This window comes from Kribbella sp. NPDC026596 (assembly GCF_040638415.1).
Lineage (GTDB): Bacteria > Actinomycetota > Actinomycetes > Propionibacteriales > Kribbellaceae > Kribbella.
The window spans coordinates 164426-179583 of sequence record NZ_JBEZYF010000010.1; the positions used below are offsets into that span (position 1 = coordinate 164426).

General features: G+C 68.0%; 17 protein-coding genes. 3 read left to right on the top strand and 14 right to left on the bottom strand.

Annotation, left to right across the window (positions count from 1 at the left end; translation table 11 throughout):
* Positions 1-28: 28 nt before the first annotated feature.
* The 8 genes from AB0E63_RS11275 to AB0E63_RS11310 form a co-directional block, all read right to left on the bottom strand.
* Positions 29-1345 (bottom strand): NtaA/DmoA family FMN-dependent monooxygenase, encoded by a 1317-nt coding sequence (locus tag AB0E63_RS11275; RefSeq protein ID WP_360364244.1) that lies wholly within the window; start codon positions 1343-1345, stop codon positions 29-31.
* On the bottom strand, positions 1342-2421 hold the full coding sequence (locus AB0E63_RS11280) for an LLM class flavin-dependent oxidoreductase (protein WP_360364246.1): 1080 nt from the start codon (positions 2419-2421) through the stop codon (positions 1342-1344). Before AB0E63_RS11280 ends, AB0E63_RS11275 begins: the two co-directional genes overlap by 4 nt.
* The gene (ssuE, locus tag AB0E63_RS11285; RefSeq protein WP_360364248.1) at positions 2418-3473 is read right to left on the bottom strand and encodes an NADPH-dependent FMN reductase; all 1056 of its coding nucleotides are present in this window, start codon (positions 3471-3473) and stop codon (positions 2418-2420) included. Before ssuE ends, AB0E63_RS11280 begins: the two co-directional genes overlap by 4 nt.
* A gap of 8 nt (positions 3474-3481) precedes the next feature.
* Positions 3482-4447 carry an ABC transporter substrate-binding protein gene (locus AB0E63_RS11290; protein WP_360364250.1) on the bottom strand — a complete coding sequence of 322 codons (966 nt, stop codon included), beginning with the start codon at positions 4445-4447 and terminating at the stop codon, positions 3482-3484.
* Positions 4448-4456: 9 nt separating this feature from the next.
* Positions 4457-5404, bottom strand: coding sequence for an ABC transporter substrate-binding protein (locus AB0E63_RS11295; protein WP_360364252.1), 948 nt, complete (start codon positions 5402-5404; stop codon positions 4457-4459).
* A gap of 4 nt (positions 5405-5408) precedes the next feature.
* Positions 5409-6161, bottom strand: a complete 753-nt coding sequence (locus tag AB0E63_RS11300; protein ID WP_360364253.1) for an amino acid ABC transporter ATP-binding protein — start codon at positions 6159-6161, stop codon at positions 5409-5411.
* On the bottom strand, positions 6158-7105 hold the full coding sequence (locus AB0E63_RS11305; RefSeq protein WP_360364255.1) for an amino acid ABC transporter permease: 948 nt from the start codon (positions 7103-7105) through the stop codon (positions 6158-6160). Before AB0E63_RS11305 ends, AB0E63_RS11300 begins: the two co-directional genes overlap by 4 nt.
* 90 nt (positions 7106-7195) lie before the next feature.
* Positions 7196-7309: a putative leader peptide gene (locus AB0E63_RS11310; protein WP_360364257.1), complete on the bottom strand. Its 114-nt coding sequence runs from the start codon at positions 7307-7309 to the stop codon at positions 7196-7198.
* Between the two features lie 316 nt (positions 7310-7625).
* On the opposite strand from AB0E63_RS11310, the gene AB0E63_RS11315 reads away from it, so the two are divergent.
* The gene (locus AB0E63_RS11315; RefSeq protein ID WP_360364259.1) at positions 7626-8525 is read left to right on the top strand and encodes a M23 family metallopeptidase; all 900 of its coding nucleotides are present in this window, start codon (positions 7626-7628) and stop codon (positions 8523-8525) included.
* Positions 8526-8675: 150 nt separating this feature from the next.
* On the opposite strand, the gene AB0E63_RS11320 is transcribed toward AB0E63_RS11315, so the two are convergent.
* From AB0E63_RS11320 to AB0E63_RS11330, 3 genes are read right to left on the bottom strand one after another with little or no spacing between them, the layout of a single operon-like run.
* Entirely contained in the window at positions 8676-9167 is a 492-nt protein-coding gene (locus AB0E63_RS11320) for a GNAT family N-acetyltransferase (protein ID WP_360364261.1), read from the bottom strand.
* Positions 9168-9212: 45 nt separating this feature from the next.
* The gene (locus AB0E63_RS11325; protein ID WP_360364263.1) at positions 9213-10295 is read right to left on the bottom strand and encodes a HAMP domain-containing sensor histidine kinase; all 1083 of its coding nucleotides are present in this window, start codon (positions 10293-10295) and stop codon (positions 9213-9215) included.
* Positions 10292-10954: a response regulator transcription factor gene (locus AB0E63_RS11330; protein WP_360364265.1), complete on the bottom strand. Its 663-nt coding sequence runs from the start codon at positions 10952-10954 to the stop codon at positions 10292-10294. The genes AB0E63_RS11325 and AB0E63_RS11330 overlap by 4 nt, the downstream gene beginning before the upstream one ends.
* 37 nt (positions 10955-10991) lie before the next feature.
* Here AB0E63_RS11330 and AB0E63_RS11335 point away from each other — a divergent pair, with 37 nt between their 5' ends.
* Positions 10992-11651, top strand: coding sequence for a M15 family metallopeptidase (locus AB0E63_RS11335; RefSeq protein ID WP_360364267.1), 660 nt, complete (start codon positions 10992-10994; stop codon positions 11649-11651).
* Here AB0E63_RS11335 and AB0E63_RS11340 read toward each other — a convergent pair.
* Positions 11648-12169, bottom strand: a complete 522-nt coding sequence (locus AB0E63_RS11340; RefSeq protein WP_360364269.1) for an arsinothricin resistance N-acetyltransferase ArsN1 family B — start codon at positions 12167-12169, stop codon at positions 11648-11650. The genes AB0E63_RS11335 and AB0E63_RS11340 overlap by 4 nt on opposite strands.
* 39 nt (positions 12170-12208) lie before the next feature.
* Here AB0E63_RS11340 and AB0E63_RS11345 point away from each other — a divergent pair, with 39 nt between their 5' ends.
* The gene (locus tag AB0E63_RS11345) at positions 12209-12772 is read left to right on the top strand and encodes an XRE family transcriptional regulator (protein ID WP_360364271.1); all 564 of its coding nucleotides are present in this window, start codon (positions 12209-12211) and stop codon (positions 12770-12772) included.
* Here the strand turns inward: AB0E63_RS11345 and AB0E63_RS11350 are convergent.
* Together AB0E63_RS11350 and AB0E63_RS11355 are read right to left on the bottom strand one after the other, a co-directional pair.
* The gene (locus AB0E63_RS11350; protein ID WP_360364273.1) at positions 12739-14268 is read right to left on the bottom strand and encodes an FAD-dependent monooxygenase; all 1530 of its coding nucleotides are present in this window, start codon (positions 14266-14268) and stop codon (positions 12739-12741) included. The two genes, AB0E63_RS11345 and AB0E63_RS11350, sit on opposite strands and share 34 nt — an antisense overlap.
* A gap of 76 nt (positions 14269-14344) precedes the next feature.
* On the bottom strand, positions 14345-14953 hold the full coding sequence (locus tag AB0E63_RS11355; RefSeq protein ID WP_360364275.1) for a TetR family transcriptional regulator: 609 nt from the start codon (positions 14951-14953) through the stop codon (positions 14345-14347).
* Positions 14954-15158 lie beyond the last annotated feature (205 nt).

Below are 15158 nucleotides of genomic sequence, written 5' to 3' on the forward strand. Positions count from 1 at the left end.
GGCGCCGAAGGCCCGGCCAAAAGCACAGTCATCTGTCCAGTCCTAGGTGGCCGCGGAGCGTCGTACCGGTGTATTCGGGGCGGAAGACGCCCCGCTCGCGGAGGAGCGGGACTACGCGGTCGACGAAGTCGTCCAGGCCGCCGGGCGTGAGGTGCGGGACGAGGACGAAGCCGTCGGCGGCGTCCTCCTGGACGTGGTGGTTGAGCGCTTCGGCGACGGTGGCCGGGGAGCCGATGAAGGTTTGACGGTTCTGCTGGTTGATGACGGTCTCGCGCAGCGACCACCCGTTCGCCTCCGCTTGAGCTCGCCACTCGGCGACGATCGGAGCGGGATCGTTGTAGCCCACGCGGCCTTGGGTGACGGTTGATCCGACCACCGGATCTTCGGCGGGCAGCGGGCCGTCCGGCTCGTACGACGAGAGGTCGCGACCCCAGAGGAGTTCCGCGAGTACGAGCGCCGTCGGACCGGAGACCTGTTGCTCGCGGATGTGCGCGGCCTTCTCGATCGCCTCTGCATCGGTGTCGGCGACCACGACCGTCACCGCGGGCATGATCTTCAGCGACTCCTCGGTCCGGTCGTACCGGGCCAGCCGCGCCTTCACATCCTTGTAGAAGGTCTGCCCGGCCTCGAACGTCCCGTGCCGGCTGAAGATCACGTCCGCACTCGCGGCCGCGAACTCCCGGCCCTGGTCGCTGTCACCGGCCTGGATGACCACCGGCCGGCCCTGCGGCGACGGCGGCAGGCCGAACCGGCCGCCGATGTCGAAGTGGGCGCCTTCGTCCGCGAAGGCCCCAGCGCCTGCGCGGGCGAAAACACCCGCGGCCTGGGCGAGGACCAGGTCGTCCTCGCTCCAGGAGTCCCAGAGTTTCCGCACGATGCGCAGCGACTCCTGCGCGCGGACGTAGCGGTCGGCCTTGTCCAGGTACCCGCCGCGCCGGAAGTTCTCGCCGGTGAAGGCGTCCCAGGAGGTGACGACGTTCCAGGCTGCGCGGCCGCCCGACAGGTGGTCGAGGGTGGCGAGTCGCTTAGCCAGTTCGTACGGCTCGTTGAACGTCGAGTTCACCGTCGCCGCCAGGCCGAGGTGCGTGGTGACCGCGGCCAGCGCGCTCAAGACCGTCAACGACTCCGGCCGGCCGACGACGTCCAGGTCGTGGATCTTTCCCTTGACCTCGCGCAGCCGTAGCCCTTCGGCCAGGAAGAAGAAGTCGAACGTCCCGCGCTCGGCCGTCGCCGCCAGATGCTTGAACGACGCGAAGTCGATCTGTGAGCCTGACTCCGGGTCCGACCACACCGTGGTGTTGTTCACCCCTGGAAAGTGCGCCGCCAGATGAATCTGCTTGGTCATCGCGTACTCCCCGTGTATCTGTTCTCCGGCCGGCGCAACCCGAGCCGATTCCGCACAGTCGTCGCCCGGTCGGCTGCCGGCCCAGCCAATTTCTTTGCCCGAAGCAACGGCAGTAGCCGCTCGGCAATCGCCGGTACGTCGACCTCGAGCGAGGCGGGCCGCAGATGCACCCCATCCACCCCGGCCACCTTCCAGTCCCCAATCAGGTCAGCCAACCGCTCAACCCCACCAATGTGGTCAAGGTGGCTAGCCCCATCAGCCCTGACGGCTGCAGCCGCCGGATCCTCGTCCAGCAACACGCTCACCGAAACCAGCACCCGTGCGGAACCAACTGAACGTACGGCGGCCACCCGCTCAGCCAACTCAGTGGTTCCTCGCAGTAAGACGACGTCGGCTTCGGCGGCTGCTTCCAGTGCCTCTGGGGTGTTCACCCTGACCGCCGTGATCGGGTGGCCTTGGGGTGGGCGGGGGACGATTGATGGGCCCTTGATGCTGAAGGTCGGGCTTTCGTAGTCGACGTAGTGGATGCGGTCTCGGTCGATGAAGCGGCCCGTGGAGGCGTCCCGGATGATGGCGTCGTCTTCCCACGAGTCCCACAGGTGACGGCTGACGTCGACGACGTACCGGGCCTCTCGCCAGGTGTCGGCGACCGGGGCGGGGTCGCGGCGGCCGATCACCGCGGCGGCTTCCGCTGAGGTCGAGACGTCGGCGACCCACCCGCCACGGCCGGACGAGACGAAGTCGAGCGTGGCAACAGCCGCCTGCACGTGGAACGGCTCAGTATGCGTGACCGTGATGGTCGGCAGCAGACCGATGCGATCCGTCGCAGGCGCGATCCGCGCAGCCAGGCCGAGCGCGTCAAGCCACACACTGACCCGATCGGGTATGTCGGCCGGCGCCTCGAGCGTATCCGTGAAAGTGGCCAGGTCGACCCCAGCCGCCTCGGCCCGCTGAACCGCCTGCAGCGCCAGCTCACCGGTCAGGATCGCCGCCGGATCCACCTCGGCTCCACGCCAAGCACCCGGATGCCCACCGGCTCCATCGATCTCGATCGCCGTGATCAATCGCCGGCTCATGACGCGACCTTCAGCGCGACCTGGAGATCCTTCGTGAACGGCAGCGGCCCGATCGACTCCGGATCCACCTCGGTGTCGAACTGCGGCTGGAACCCAACGGCCAGATACAACCCAGCCGCCTCCGGTTGACGCGGGCCGGTGGTCAGATAGAGCCGCCGGTAGCCAAGATCAAGAGCAGCCGCCTCCAGCTCCGCCAGGACCCGGCGCCCCAACCCCTGTCGCCGATGCAGATGTGACGTCCACATCCGCTTCACCTCCGCGGTCTCGTCGTCGTACCGACGAATGGCGCCCCCGGCAACGGTCTGACCGCCGTACCTCAGCAGTACGAACGCGCCACCACGCTCAGCGTGGAAGTCGGACGGCGGGACCTCGGTGAGCTGGGTGTTCTCGTTCGTCCGGCCGTAGCGGGTGCTGTACTCGACCACGAGATCCGCCAGCAGCGGCGCCGACTCCGGGTCCTCCGGGCGGGCGCGCACCGCCTCGACCGCGGCGGCCTGCACCGGCGGACCCTCCACCGGCCGGCTGCCCTCGACCGTGGCAAGGAAGGCCTCTGTCACCTGATAGAGCGGCACCGACGCCACGGGGTCCAGTAGCAGCCCGCCCCCGTCGTACAGCCGGATGTGCGACGACAGTACGAACCAGCCCTGGCCGATCGCGCCCGCACCGAGGCTGGTCAAGACCGGCCGCAGCGCGTAGTCGATCACCAGCACGTGCGCCGGCGTACCGCCTGTTGCCAACGGCAACACCGTCTTGCCCTTCAGCGCGTACTGCGGCAGCAGGTCGAGGAACACCTTGAGCAGCCCGGAGTACGCCGCTTTGTAGACCGGCGTCGTGACCACGACAGCGTCAGCGGCCGCGAGCACGTCGGCCGCGGCGGCGATCTCGGGGTCGTCGGCGCGACCGCGCACCAACGGTTCGGCCGGAAGGTCCCGCAACACGATCGGGGTGACCTCGTGGCCGTGGCTGATCAGGCGCTTGGTGACATAGTCCAGCACCGCGTCCGTACGGGACGGGCTGGACGGACTGCTCGAAATGGTTGCGATCGTTGCCATGTCGCCTCCTACTTCTGTTTGTCCTTGGGGAGACCGGGCGGGTTGACGAGCGACTTCGGCACGGCCTCGGCCTCCAGACCCCACTTCTTCAGGACCTTCGCGTAACTGCCGTCCGCGATCGCGGCGTTGAGCGCGTCGGCGAGCGGCTTGACCAGGCCGTTGTCCTTCTTCGTGGTGATGCCGACCAGGCCCTGGACCGGGTAGCTGGACGACACCGTGCCGACGATCTCGGTCTTGTCCTGCGTCGCGACGTGGTACGAGGCGTTCGGGTTCGGGCCGAGGTAGAGGTCGATCCGGCCGGACTCCAGCGCGAGGTAGGTGTCCGAGGCCTGCTGGTAGTACTTGAGGCTCGCAGGCTTGCGGCCGGCCGCGACGTTCTGCTTGTTCCAGTCGACCAGGATCGCCTCCTGGAGCGTGCCGGAGCTGACCGCGATCGTCTTGCCGGAGATGTCTGCCGGGCCGGTGATCTTCAGGCCCGACCCCTTCTTCGCCTCGAACGCATGCAACCCGAGCCGGTACGTCGCGAAGTCGTACTTCTCCTTGCGCAGCTCGGACACCCCGATGTTGGAGATCCCGACCTGGTACTTCCCGGAGTCCAGCCCGAGGAACAGGTTCTCCCAGCTGGTGGTGTCGATCTCCGCCTTCAGCCCGAGCACACTCGCGACCAGGTAGGCGATGTCGACCTCCACCCCGATCGGCGTCTTGTTGTCATCGGCGGTGAACCCCAACGGCGGCAAACCGCCTCCCGCCGATCCGTTGCCGACGATCAGCTTCCCGGAATCCCGTACGTCGGCCGGCAGCTCAGCCGCGATGCTGTCCACCTTCGGCGACGTGACATGCTCCTGCTTCGCCGAAGTATCGAACGCGACCACAGAGGCATCACCGCTAGTAGATGAGGCATTCGTCTGTGGGTCCGCACATCCGGCTGCCGCCAGCAGACCGACGGCAACCAGCACAGTCCAGCGTTTCGTCATCAGATGTCCTCAGCTCGTGAGTGGGAGGCCGGGCGGGTTGATCTCGGAGGTGGTGACCGCCTCGTTCGACACGTTCCAGCGGGCCAGGACCTTGGCGTAGCTGCCGTCGGCGATCACGGCGTTCAGCGCCGCTTGATACGCCTTGACCAGGCCGTTGTCCTTCTTGGTGGTGGCGGCGATCAGGCCCTGGAGTGTCGGACCGGCGCCGGAAAACTTGCCGATCGTCTCGGTCTGGCCGGACGTCTTCACGTGGTACGCGATCGATGGGTTCGGCCCGAGGTACGCGTCGATCCGGCCGGAGCTCAGCGCCAGGTAGGTGTCGGACTGGTTCTGGAAGTACTTGATCGTCGCGGCCGGTAACCCGGCCTTGATGTTCGCCTCGTTCCAGTCGACCAGGATCTTCTCCTGGTTGGTCCCGGACCCGACCGCGATCGTCTTCCCGGCCACGTCCTTACCGCCGGCGATCTTCCAGCTACCACCCTTCTTCGCCTCGAACGCGATGTCGTCCTTGCGATAGGTGGCGAAGTCGTACTTCTGCTGACGCTTCTCGGTCACCGTGATGTTCGAGAACCCGACGTCGTACTTGGCCGAGTCGATGCCGATGAACAGGTTCTCCCAGCTGGTCACCTGGATGTCGGGCCTCAGGCCGAGTGCCTCGGCGACCAGGTAGGCGATGTCCACCTCCAGGCCGATCGGGGTCTTGTTGTCATCGGCAAGGAATCCGAGCGGCACACTCCCGCTGCCGAATCCACCCCCGACGATCAACGTCCCGCGATCGCGGATCTTGGCCGGCAGCAACGCGGCCGCGGCATCGTTCTTCGTGGTCGTGACCCGCTTCTGGTCGGCGGAGGTGTTCACACCGGTGTCGGTGGCGGCAGTGGCCTGGGGCTCGGCGCCGCATCCGGCCAGCGCGAGCAGCGGCAGCCCGGCAACCGCAATCAGTGGAGTCTTTTTCATGAGGTCAGAGAACCTTGGAGATGAAGGCGCGAGTGCGCTCGTGGACAGGGTTGTCGAGCACCTCGTGAGGTGGACCCGACTCGACGATCCGGCCGCCGTCGATGAAGACCACCGTGTCGGCGATCTCCCGGGCGAAACCGATCTCGTGGGTGACGACGACCATCGTGGCGCCGTCGCCGGCGAGCTCCTTGATCACATCGAGGACCTCGCCGACCAGCTCTGGATCGAGCGCGCTGGTGGGCTCGTCGAACAGCAGTACCTTCGGCTGCAACGCGAGTGCCCGCGCGATCGCGACGCGCTGCTGCTGCCCACCGGACAGCTGACGTGGGTACGCGTCGGCCTTGTCACTGACGCCGACCCGCTCCAGCAGCTCCCGCGCCAGCGGCTCGACCTCACTGCGCTTGCGGCGCTGCGCGGACACCGGCGCCTCGACCACGTTCTGCAACGCGGTCAGATGACCGAACAGGTTGAAGTTCTGGAACACGAACCCGACCTGCGACCGTTGCCGCAGGATCTCCCGCTCGCGCAGTTCGTGCAGCTTGTTCCCGCGCCGGCGGTAGCCCATCAGCTCGCCGTCGATCCGGATCAGCCCGCGATCCACCTTCTCCAGATGGTTGATCGACCGCAGCAACGTGGACTTGCCCGACCCGGACGGACCGAGGATCACGGTGACCGTCCCGGCTCGCACTTCCAGGTCGACACCCTTCAGTACCTCGAGCTCGCCGAAGCTCTTGTGCACACCCTTGACGTCGATCATCGGGCGGCCTTCCAGGTACGGCGTACTCGCTGCCACGGAGTCGGCGGCAGCTCACGCGCCGTACCGCGGGCGAAGTGACGTTCGACGTAGAACTGTGCGATCGACAGCAGAGTGGTCAGGACGATGTACCAAACAGTCGCGACCATCAGCAGTGGAACGACGCGACTGTTCCGGCCGTAGATCACCTGGACCTGGTAGAAGAGCTCCGGGATCGCCATCACCGAGACGATCGAGGTGCCCTTGAACAGGCTGATCACCTCGTTCGCGCCGTTCGGCAGGATCGAGCGCATCGCCTGTGGCAGGACGATCCGGAAGAACTGCCGGACCCGCGGGATCCCCAGCGCCGCCGCGGCTTCCACCTGACCGGCGTCGACCGAGATGATCCCGCCGCGAATGATCTCGGCGGCGTACGCGGCCTGGTGGAGCGCGAGCCCGAGCACGGCGGCACCGAGCGGGCCGAACAGGTTGTTGGTGCTGAAGTGCACGAACTCCGGCCCGAACGGGATCCCGAGGCTCAGCTCCTGGTACAGGTAGGCGATGTTGAACCAGAACAACAGCTGCACGATCAACGGGATCGAGCGGAACGCCCAGATGTAGCCCCAGGCAACTATCTGCAGGAACGGGCTGCTGGACAGGCGCATCGACGCCAGCACCGCACCGAGCACGAACCCGAGCACCGTGCCGTAGACGGTCAGCTGCACCGTCACCCACAACGCGGAGAAGATCGTCCGGGTGGTGAAGAACTGGAAGAACGTCGGCCAGTCCCAGCCCGGGTTCGTGACGAGCCCGTGCACGAACATCGCCAGCAGGACAAGGACGATCCCGACACCGACCCAGCGCCACGGATGCCGTCGGGCGACGACGGGCAGGTCGGCATCGTGCGGTACGGCGTACTGCGGTGGTCCGGCGGTATCCGTCGCGGACGTGACTGAGGTGGTCGACACAGTGACTCTCCCTGGCGGTGGGCAGGCTTCGCGGGCACGGCGCGGCAGACGTCCGGAGCGGACGCCGTCAGACGGTGCGAGGGGGTGTGCTCAGCGCAGACAGAGCGCGCTGGAGACCCGGAGAAGGTCGATGTGGAGGCGGTAGTACGGCGGCTTGCGCGTCATCTCCGTCTCCTCCTTTAGGCCCTGAATCGGCTCGGTCATCTCAGTATGAGCCGGGGTTGAAAGATTAGTAACTTGGTCGACAAAGCTCTCATTATGTGGACGGCTTATACCGGCCACGAGGGCCTGTTCGGCGCCATCGGCCGAGTGATCCGCGTCACGTCCGCATTCAACTACCCACGGGTTCGTTTTACGCCTGAGCGCGCACACGGGGACAGGGTGCCCTCACAGTATGTGTGCGATTTTGTTGATCTGACCGCAAGGGACGTTTGAGCGGCTGTGACCTCCTCGTTATGGTCGATGAGTCGCCGTACCCCCTCCAACGGCGGCCGCCCCTCCCTGGAAGGTTTCCCTCCCCGTGCCCCCTCACCATGACGTGCCGGCCGCAGAACGGCCGGCACACCCTCCGGCTGCGCCGCGTCGGGCCGCCAAGCATCGCTCCTCCCGCCGTGGTTTCGGACGCCGCAAACAGCTGATCGGCCTGACCGCCGCGCTGGCCGCCGCGGCCGGCACCACCGCCGTCGGACTCACCTCGTCCGCGACCGGACCGTCCGTCGCCAGCAGCACTGGACTGAGCCCCTCACAGGCCAGCGCACTGACCGCCGCCCGGGTCGATCGACGCGACCTCGGCTCCCGGGACGCGTCCCGGATCGACCTCGGTCTCGCGGCGACCCAGAAGGCCAAGGCCGACCAGATCGCCAAGCAGCGCGCCGCCCGACTGGTCGCGAACGCGACGCTGACCCAGCGCCGGGCCCAGGCCTTGGCCGCGGCCAAGGCGGCTGCCGCCAAGAAGGCCGCCATCAAGGCCCGGGCGCTCGCAGCGGCGAAGGCTGCCGCGATCGCCAAGGCCAAGGCCGCGCCGAAGGTCGTCCTGCCGACCACCGGCTACCACCTGACCGCCCGCTTCGACCAGGCCGGCGGCCGCTGGGCCCACAACCACACCGGCCTCGACTTCGCCGCCCCGATGGGTACGCCGGTGCGCTCGGTGATGGCGGGTGAGGTCATCCAGGCCGACTTCGAAGGCGCCTACGGCCGCCAGGTCAAGGTCCGGCATGCCGACGGCACGGTCACGTCGTACAGCCACATGTCCGAGTTCGACGTCTCGGTCGGCGACAGCGTCCAGGCCGGCACCCAGGTCGGCGCGATCGGCATGACCGGCAACACCACCGGCCCGCACGTCCACTTCGAGGTCCTCCCCGGCGGCGGCTCGCCGATCGACCCGGAGCCCTGGCTCCGCGAGCACGGCGTCACCCCCTGAGGAACCCGCTCACCGCTGTCACGAAGGCGTCGCGCTCATCCATCCCCGGATGATGCGCGGCGCCTTCCAGCACCCGGTAGGCCAGTTCAACCCCGTCAAACGCACGAGACCTAGGCATCCCTAGATGCTGACAGCGCCCCGGCGTGGTCGCTACAGAGTTTTGGCCATGTCGACGCTGGCTATGCAGGTGCCTTCGATGAGGAATTCGTTGGGGTGGGTGCCTTCGATGGTGTAGCCGTGGCGTTCGTAGAGGCGGCGGGCGGCGGTGTTGGTGCTGTGGACGTGGAGGCTGATCTTGCGGGCGTCGCGGAGTCTGCCCTCGGCGGTGGCGGCGGCCAGCAGCGCGCTCGCCACGCCTCGGCCGCGGGCGGACTCGGCTACGGCGAGGCCGTTGATGGTCAGGACGCCGGCGCCTTCGGGGAACTGGTACTTGTCCTGCAGGCGGAGGTAACCGACGACCTTGCCGTCGTACTCGGCGACCAGGTGCGCCTCCGGGCCGCTGCGGGCGAAGAAGCTGTCGCGCAGCGTGTCCTGGTACGACGGGAAGCCCGAGGAAGCGTCCCAGGCGGTCTGGTCGATCTCGAGCAGGGCGGCGTCGTCGGATTCGACCGCGCGCCGGACGGTCAGGTGAGGGTCGGTCACCCCACCATCCTCACCCCGCCACCAGGTCAGCCCTCAGCCGCGTCCTCAGCCGATCAGGTCGGCCATGGGTAGCGTCACGGTTGCGGTGAGGCCCCCGGTGGGGTTGGCGACCAGATCGAGCCGACCGTGGTGGGTCTCCACGATCCGGTCGACCAGTGCGAGCCCGAGCCCGTGCCCAGCGCCGTACCGATCCTTGGCGAACGGCTCGACGAACGTCCGGACCCGCGCGGGATCCAGCACGACCCCATCGTTGCGTACGACGAGACGCCCACCACCGACCGTGATCCCGACCGATCGACCGCCGTGCCGGATCCCGTTCTGCACCAGGTTCATCACCACCTGGTGCAACAACACTTCGTTGCCTTCGACAACCGATTCCGCAAGGTCACACGTCACCTCGACACCCACGTCGCGAGCCTCCGAAGTCAGCGCCGGCAGCGCGGACCGCACCACGGCGGCGAGATCCACCGGATCCACCTCGACCGTCCGGTTGTTCAACGCCGTCAGGCTCAGCAGCGCCTCGACGATGTCGATCCCGCGCTGATTGGTCTCGGCCAAACGTTTGACCAGCTCGGGTAGATCCTGATGATCGGGATCGGTCGCCGCCACCTCGAGCATCGTCTTCATCACCGCGTGCGGGGTCCGCAACTCGTGCGACGCGTTCGCCGCGAACCGCCGGTACTGCTCGAACGACCGCTGCAGCCGGTCCAGCATCGCGTCGAACGTGTCCGAGAGGTCGGTGAACTCGTCCCGGATCCCGGTCAGCCCGATCCGGTGATCGAGCGAACCACCCGCCGCCCGTTGGGCCGCGGCCGTGATGTCCTGCAGGGGCTTCAGCATCCGGCCGGCCAGGTACCAACCGCCGACCAGCCCGACGATCGCCAGGAAGATCAGCGCGTACGCCGACAGTTTCACCACCAGGTCGAGGAGGTCGCCCCGCGACGGCGGAAGAAGGCGCCCGTCGCGCGGGTTGGCGGGGGTGAGCGGGTAGTTCGGCACGATCCGGAAGACCAGCCAGATGACACACGCCACCACACCACCGGCGACGACCAGCAGCCCGGCATAGCTCAAGGTCAGGCGCAGCCGGACCGTCAGCCGCGGCCGCCAGGCGATCATCGGATCGCTCACGGCTCACCGATCCGGTAGCCGACGCCGGGCACGGTGTGGATCACCCACGGATCCCCGAGCCGTTTGCGCAGCGCCGAGATCGTGATCCGGACCGCGTTGCTGAACGGATCCGCGTTCTCGTCCCACGCCTTCTCCAGCAGCATCTCCGCGCTGATCACCCCACCGCGCGCTGCCATCAGCACCTCCAGTACGGCGAACTGTTTCCGCGTGAGCTTCACGTAATGCCCGAACCGGTACACCTCGCGCCGGTACGGATCCAGCCGCACCCCGGCGTACTCGAGCACGGTGGGTGTGGCCGTGGACGGCCGCCGTACCAGAGCTCGGAGGCGTACGACGAGCTCCCGCAGCTCGAAGGGTTTGGTCAGGTAGTCGTCGGCACCGAGTTCGAACCCGGTCACCTTGTCGTCGAGATCGCCGGCCGCGGTCAGCATCAGCACCCGGCAGCCGATGCCCTGCGCAACGATCTGCCCGCACACCACGTCACCGCTGATCCCCGGCAGATCCCGGTCCAGGACGACGACGTCGTACGCGTTCACCGTCAACGCCTCCAGCGCGGTGTCACCGTCGAAGGCCAGGTCGGCCGCGATCGCCTCCAGCCGCAGCCCAGCCTGGATCGCCTCGGCGAGATAGACCTCGTCCTCGACGACCAGCACCCGCATACCGACCATTCAACCAGGCCGCGCATATCGAAAACGTATGCCGAAACGCAGACGCTCCGGCAACATCGGCCCGGGTGGACTGGTGGCCATGCTCACCGATGAACTCGTTGCCACCCGCAAGCGCGAACGCCGGATGACCATTCTGGCCGGGTTCGCGATCCTCGCCGCGGTCACCGGCCTGACGCTGGCCTCCTGTACGGCGGTGTCCGCGCAGGACGACCCGGCACCGTCGACCACCCAGACCTCGGCCGCCGGCAGCCCCTCGAAGTCCAAGAAGCCCGGCTCCGAGGACGGCGTACTGCCTGACCACACCTCTGCCTTCGACACCACCCTGCCCGGCATCGCGAAGCTCGACCCCGCACTGCGGACAGCGGTCCAGCAGGCCGAACAGGCCATGAAGGAGGACGGCATCAGGATGCAGGTCACGACGGGCTGGCGGAGCAAGAAGTACCAGCAAGAGCTGCTGGACAAGGCGATCCGCAAGTACGGCAGCCGCGAGAAGGCCCTCAAGTGGGTCTCGGATCCCGACGAGTCGCATCACGTTACCGGCCACGCGGTCGACATCGGCCCCACCGCCGCCGACGATTGGCTGATCCGCAAGGGCAACCGCTTCGGGCTCTGCCAGACACTGTCCAACGAGATGTGGCACTTCGAGCTCGTCACGACGCCGGGCGCGCCCTGCCCGAAGATGAGCTAGCGGGTCTCCTCCGGCGGATCCGCGAGTACGGCGAGGGGACGCTGGCGCCAGTGGACGTCGTGCCAGGCGTCCAGCTTCCACCCGATCTTCCGATACGTGCCGATGGACTCGAACCCGAGCGCCTGGTGCAGACCCACGCTGGCGTCGTTCGGCAGGGTCATGCCGGCGATCGCCGTACGGAAACCGCGCTCGGTCAGGCGCTCGAACAGGGTCTCGTAAAGGGCGCGCCCACCACCGGTACGGCGGCGTCCGAGCTCGAGGTAGACGCTCACTTCGCAGGACCAGCGGTACGCCGCGCGCGGTTTCATGGGACCGGCGTACGCGTATCCGACGACGCGACCGTCGTCCTCGAGCACCATCCAGGCGTGGGTCGCCTGCGCGCTCGCGATCCGCTCGGCCATCTCCGCGACGGTCGGCGGGTCGATCTCGAAGGTGATCGCGGTGTCGGTGACATACGGCGTGTAGATCGCCGCGCAAGCCTCGGCATCCGACTCCGAGGCGTCTCTGATCTTTGGCATGTCACGATAGTAGCCATAAGTGGCGCTATAGTGGCAAGCGTGATTGATGAGCTCTCCGCCTCACTGGCCGCGACGGTGCAGGCTGCCCGGGTCGCGCAGGACCTGTCCGTGAACGCGCTCGCCGAGCGCTCCGGAGTGTCCCGCGCGATGATCGGCAAGATCGAACGCGGCGAGGCGCAGCCGACCGCGGTGCTGCTCGGCCGGCTCTCCGGCGCCCTCGGCATGACGCTGTCCGAACTGGTCACCCGGGCCGAGAACACTGGCGAGCTCCTCCGGCGGGCCGGCGACCAGCCGATCTGGACCGACCCGGTCACCGGGTACCAGCGGCGGGCCGTCTCACCGGTCACCGACGGCCCGCTCGAGCTGGTCGAGGTCGAGCTGCCACCGGGCGCCTCGGTCTCGTACCCCGCCGACGCGTACATCTTCAAGTACCAGCAGCTCTGGATCCTCGATGGACAGCTCCGCTTCCACGAGGGTCCGGTCGTCCACGACCTGCACACCGGCGACTGCCTCCAACTCGGGCCACCATCGGCGACCACGTTCCACAACCCGGGGACGAGTTCGTGCCGCTATTTGGTGGCGTTGGTCAAGGGCCGTTCCTGAGGTACGCCGAACCAGCGGGCCAGCGCCGTACGCAAGCCCTCCTGTTCGACGACACCATCGTGGTCCGCGGCCCAGGCGACGTACCCGTCGGGCCTGATCAGCATGGCGATCGGCGACTCCCCGCTCCCGGTGACGACCTCGACCCGATCCGTGCCGACCGCCGCGGCGAACGAGCCGTCCGCGGTGAGGTCGACGAGCAGTGGACGGCCGGTGCGCATCAGCTCGGCCAGCCGGACCGAGCCGATCATGAGATCCGGCGCCCAGCGGCCGATCAGTGGATGCGGACCGTCGTGGTAGCGGATGTCCGCGCCGGAGATCAGGTCCGCGATCCGCTGCACGTTCTGCGGATCGGTCAGCAGCTCGCCGAACAGCTCGCGCAACCTGGTCACATCGTTGCCCGGGGCAATCAGTGCGGACTGCGCCTGCGTCTGCATCACCACCCGCTGACCGACCGGGCGACGCTCCGACTCGTAACTGTCGAGCAGTCCGTCAGGCGCCCAGCCCTGCAGCTCGGCGGCGAGCTTCCAGCCCAGGTTGACCGCGTCCTGCAGGCCGAGGTTGAGACCAGGCCCGCCCATCGCCGAGTGGACGTGGGCGGCATCTCCGACGAGCAACACCCGTCCCGCCCGGAAACGGTCGGCCAGCCGGCTGTTCCCACCGGTCAGCCGGCGCAGCAGGAACGGCCCGTCACCTTCGGGCGGAGTCAGCGGCAGATGCACACCGAGGACGCGATCCACGCTCTCCTGCAGCTCGTCGAACGTCATCGGGCCGTCGGGCGGAACATCCCACTCACCGGTGCTGACGACCGGCGGCCGTCCGGGCAGTTGCCCATACACGAACAGGCCGCGCTCCGTCCGGTGATGCATCAGGCCGGGGATCACGCCGTACCCGGGGACGGACAGGGCACCGGTGGCAGGGTCGATGTACTCCACGGGTGCGAACGCGTTCGCCGTCCGGGACACCATGGCGTCATTGGTGACGCCGGGGAAGTCGATTCCGGCGAGTTTGCGGGTGAGGCTGCGGCCTCCGTCCGCGCCGACGAGGTAGCGGGCTCGCAGCTGGTACGGGCCGTCCGAGCCGGCGATTTCGACGGTGACGGAGTCGGCGTCCTGGGAGAACCCGATGAGCTCGTGGCCGCGGCGGACCTCGGCGCCGAGCTCGAGCGCCCGTTCCTGGAGCACCTCCTCGATCCGGCGCTGCGGCACCGGCAGCATGTAGACGGGGTTCTGCTCGATCGACGTGAGGTCGAGCGGGAACGCGCCGAACATGTATCCAGGCTGTGGCTCGGGCGGTCCGGGCCGGCCACTGAGGCGCTCGTACAGGCCGCGACGGTCGAGCATCCGGACGACCTGGCCGACCAGGCCGTTGGCCCGCGGCACCTCGCTGCGTTCGGGTAGCTGCTCCAGCACGATCGGCTGGACTCCGGCCAGCCTCAGTTCACAAGCGAGCATGAGGCCGTTCGGTCCGGCTCCGGCGATGACGACATCGGCATCCATGGCATGTGTCCTTCCAGCGAAATTGGGCGTGACTGATCACCCCGGCGGCGCCGGGGATGTGGTTGAGGTGTGGGTTCTAGTCGGGTACCGGCAGACCTGCGGCGACCAGGTCGAGGGCCTCCCCGAGCAGCTCCGTCATCGGTCGCGGCGGATCGGCACGCAGCCACTCGGCCGACGCCGCTGACCTGGCAGCGCCGACGACATCGGCGACCAGGCGGGGATAGAGCCCGTGCGTACCGGTCCGGTCCGCGATCGCGGCGGCGAACTCCTCACCCGCCGCCGCGTAGGCCCGCGCCATCTCCCCCTGCAACGACGGCTCGGTCACCATCAGCCGGATCCCGGCGAGCCACTGCTCGTCCGGCGGCAGCTCCGCACCGTGGCCGTTCGCGCCGAGGGCGAACTGCGACTCGATCGACGCCCGGATCGCGGTCCACAACGGCTCGTCGGCCGGCCGTGCGCGCAACTCGGCGGCGATCAGCAGGCTGCGGTCGACCTCCCGGGCGGCGATCGCCTCGGCCTTGCTGTTGAAGTAGTTCCGGAACGTGCGCAGCGAGACGCCGGCCTCGGCCGCGATGTCCTCGATCCGCACGTTCGCCAGGCCCCGCTCGACCGTGAGCCGGACCGCCGCCCAGCTCAGGGCGATCCGCGTCTCCTGCTTCTTCCGCTCCCGCAGTCCTTCGGCCATGTCCACGACCGTACCAAACTTTGCCGTTTAGGCAAAGATGCCTTTTAGGCAATTTTCGGATCCAGCGACATTCCGGGGTCCGTCATGGTTGGGTTGCCCCTATGGCGGTATTGATGCCGCGCCTCCGGCGCGGCGGGTCATGGGGCTTGAGCTCCCGGCCTTCCCTCGTCGCTGCAGTCGCTTCGCTCCCTCCGCTCCTCAGTCC

Bases quoted from the DNA above. Each gene is read 5' to 3' on its own strand.
- AB0E63_RS11310 (WP_360364257.1), bottom strand. From the start codon at position 7,309: ATGACCGAGCCGATTCAGGGCCTAAAGGAGGAGACGGAGATGACGCGC.
- AB0E63_RS11290 (WP_360364250.1), bottom strand. From the start codon at position 4,447: ATGACGAAACGCTGGACTGTGCTGGTTGCCGTCGGTCTGCTGGCGGCA.
- AB0E63_RS11355 (WP_360364275.1), bottom strand. From the start codon at position 14,953: ATGGCCGAAGGACTGCGGGAGCGGAAGAAGCAGGAGACGCGGATCGCC.
- AB0E63_RS11280 (WP_360364246.1), bottom strand. From the start codon at position 2,421: ATGAGCCGGCGATTGATCACGGCGATCGAGATCGATGGAGCCGGTGGG.
- ssuE (WP_360364248.1), bottom strand. From the start codon at position 3,473: ATGGCAACGATCGCAACCATTTCGAGCAGTCCGTCCAGCCCGTCCCGT.
- AB0E63_RS11335 (WP_360364267.1), top strand. From the start codon at position 10,992: ATGCCGAAACGCAGACGCTCCGGCAACATCGGCCCGGGTGGACTGGTG.
- AB0E63_RS11340 (WP_360364269.1), bottom strand. From the start codon at position 12,169: ATGCCAAAGATCAGAGACGCCTCGGAGTCGGATGCCGAGGCTTGCGCG.
- AB0E63_RS11330 (WP_360364265.1), bottom strand. From the start codon at position 10,954: ATGCGGGTGCTGGTCGTCGAGGACGAGGTCTATCTCGCCGAGGCGATC.
- AB0E63_RS11295 (WP_360364252.1), bottom strand. From the start codon at position 5,404: ATGAAAAAGACTCCACTGATTGCGGTTGCCGGGCTGCCGCTGCTCGCG.
- AB0E63_RS11275 (WP_360364244.1), bottom strand. From the start codon at position 1,345: ATGACCAAGCAGATTCATCTGGCGGCGCACTTTCCAGGGGTGAACAAC.
- AB0E63_RS11350 (WP_360364273.1), bottom strand. From the start codon at position 14,268: ATGGATGCCGATGTCGTCATCGCCGGAGCCGGACCGAACGGCCTCATG.
- AB0E63_RS11300 (WP_360364253.1), bottom strand. From the start codon at position 6,161: ATGATCGACGTCAAGGGTGTGCACAAGAGCTTCGGCGAGCTCGAGGTA.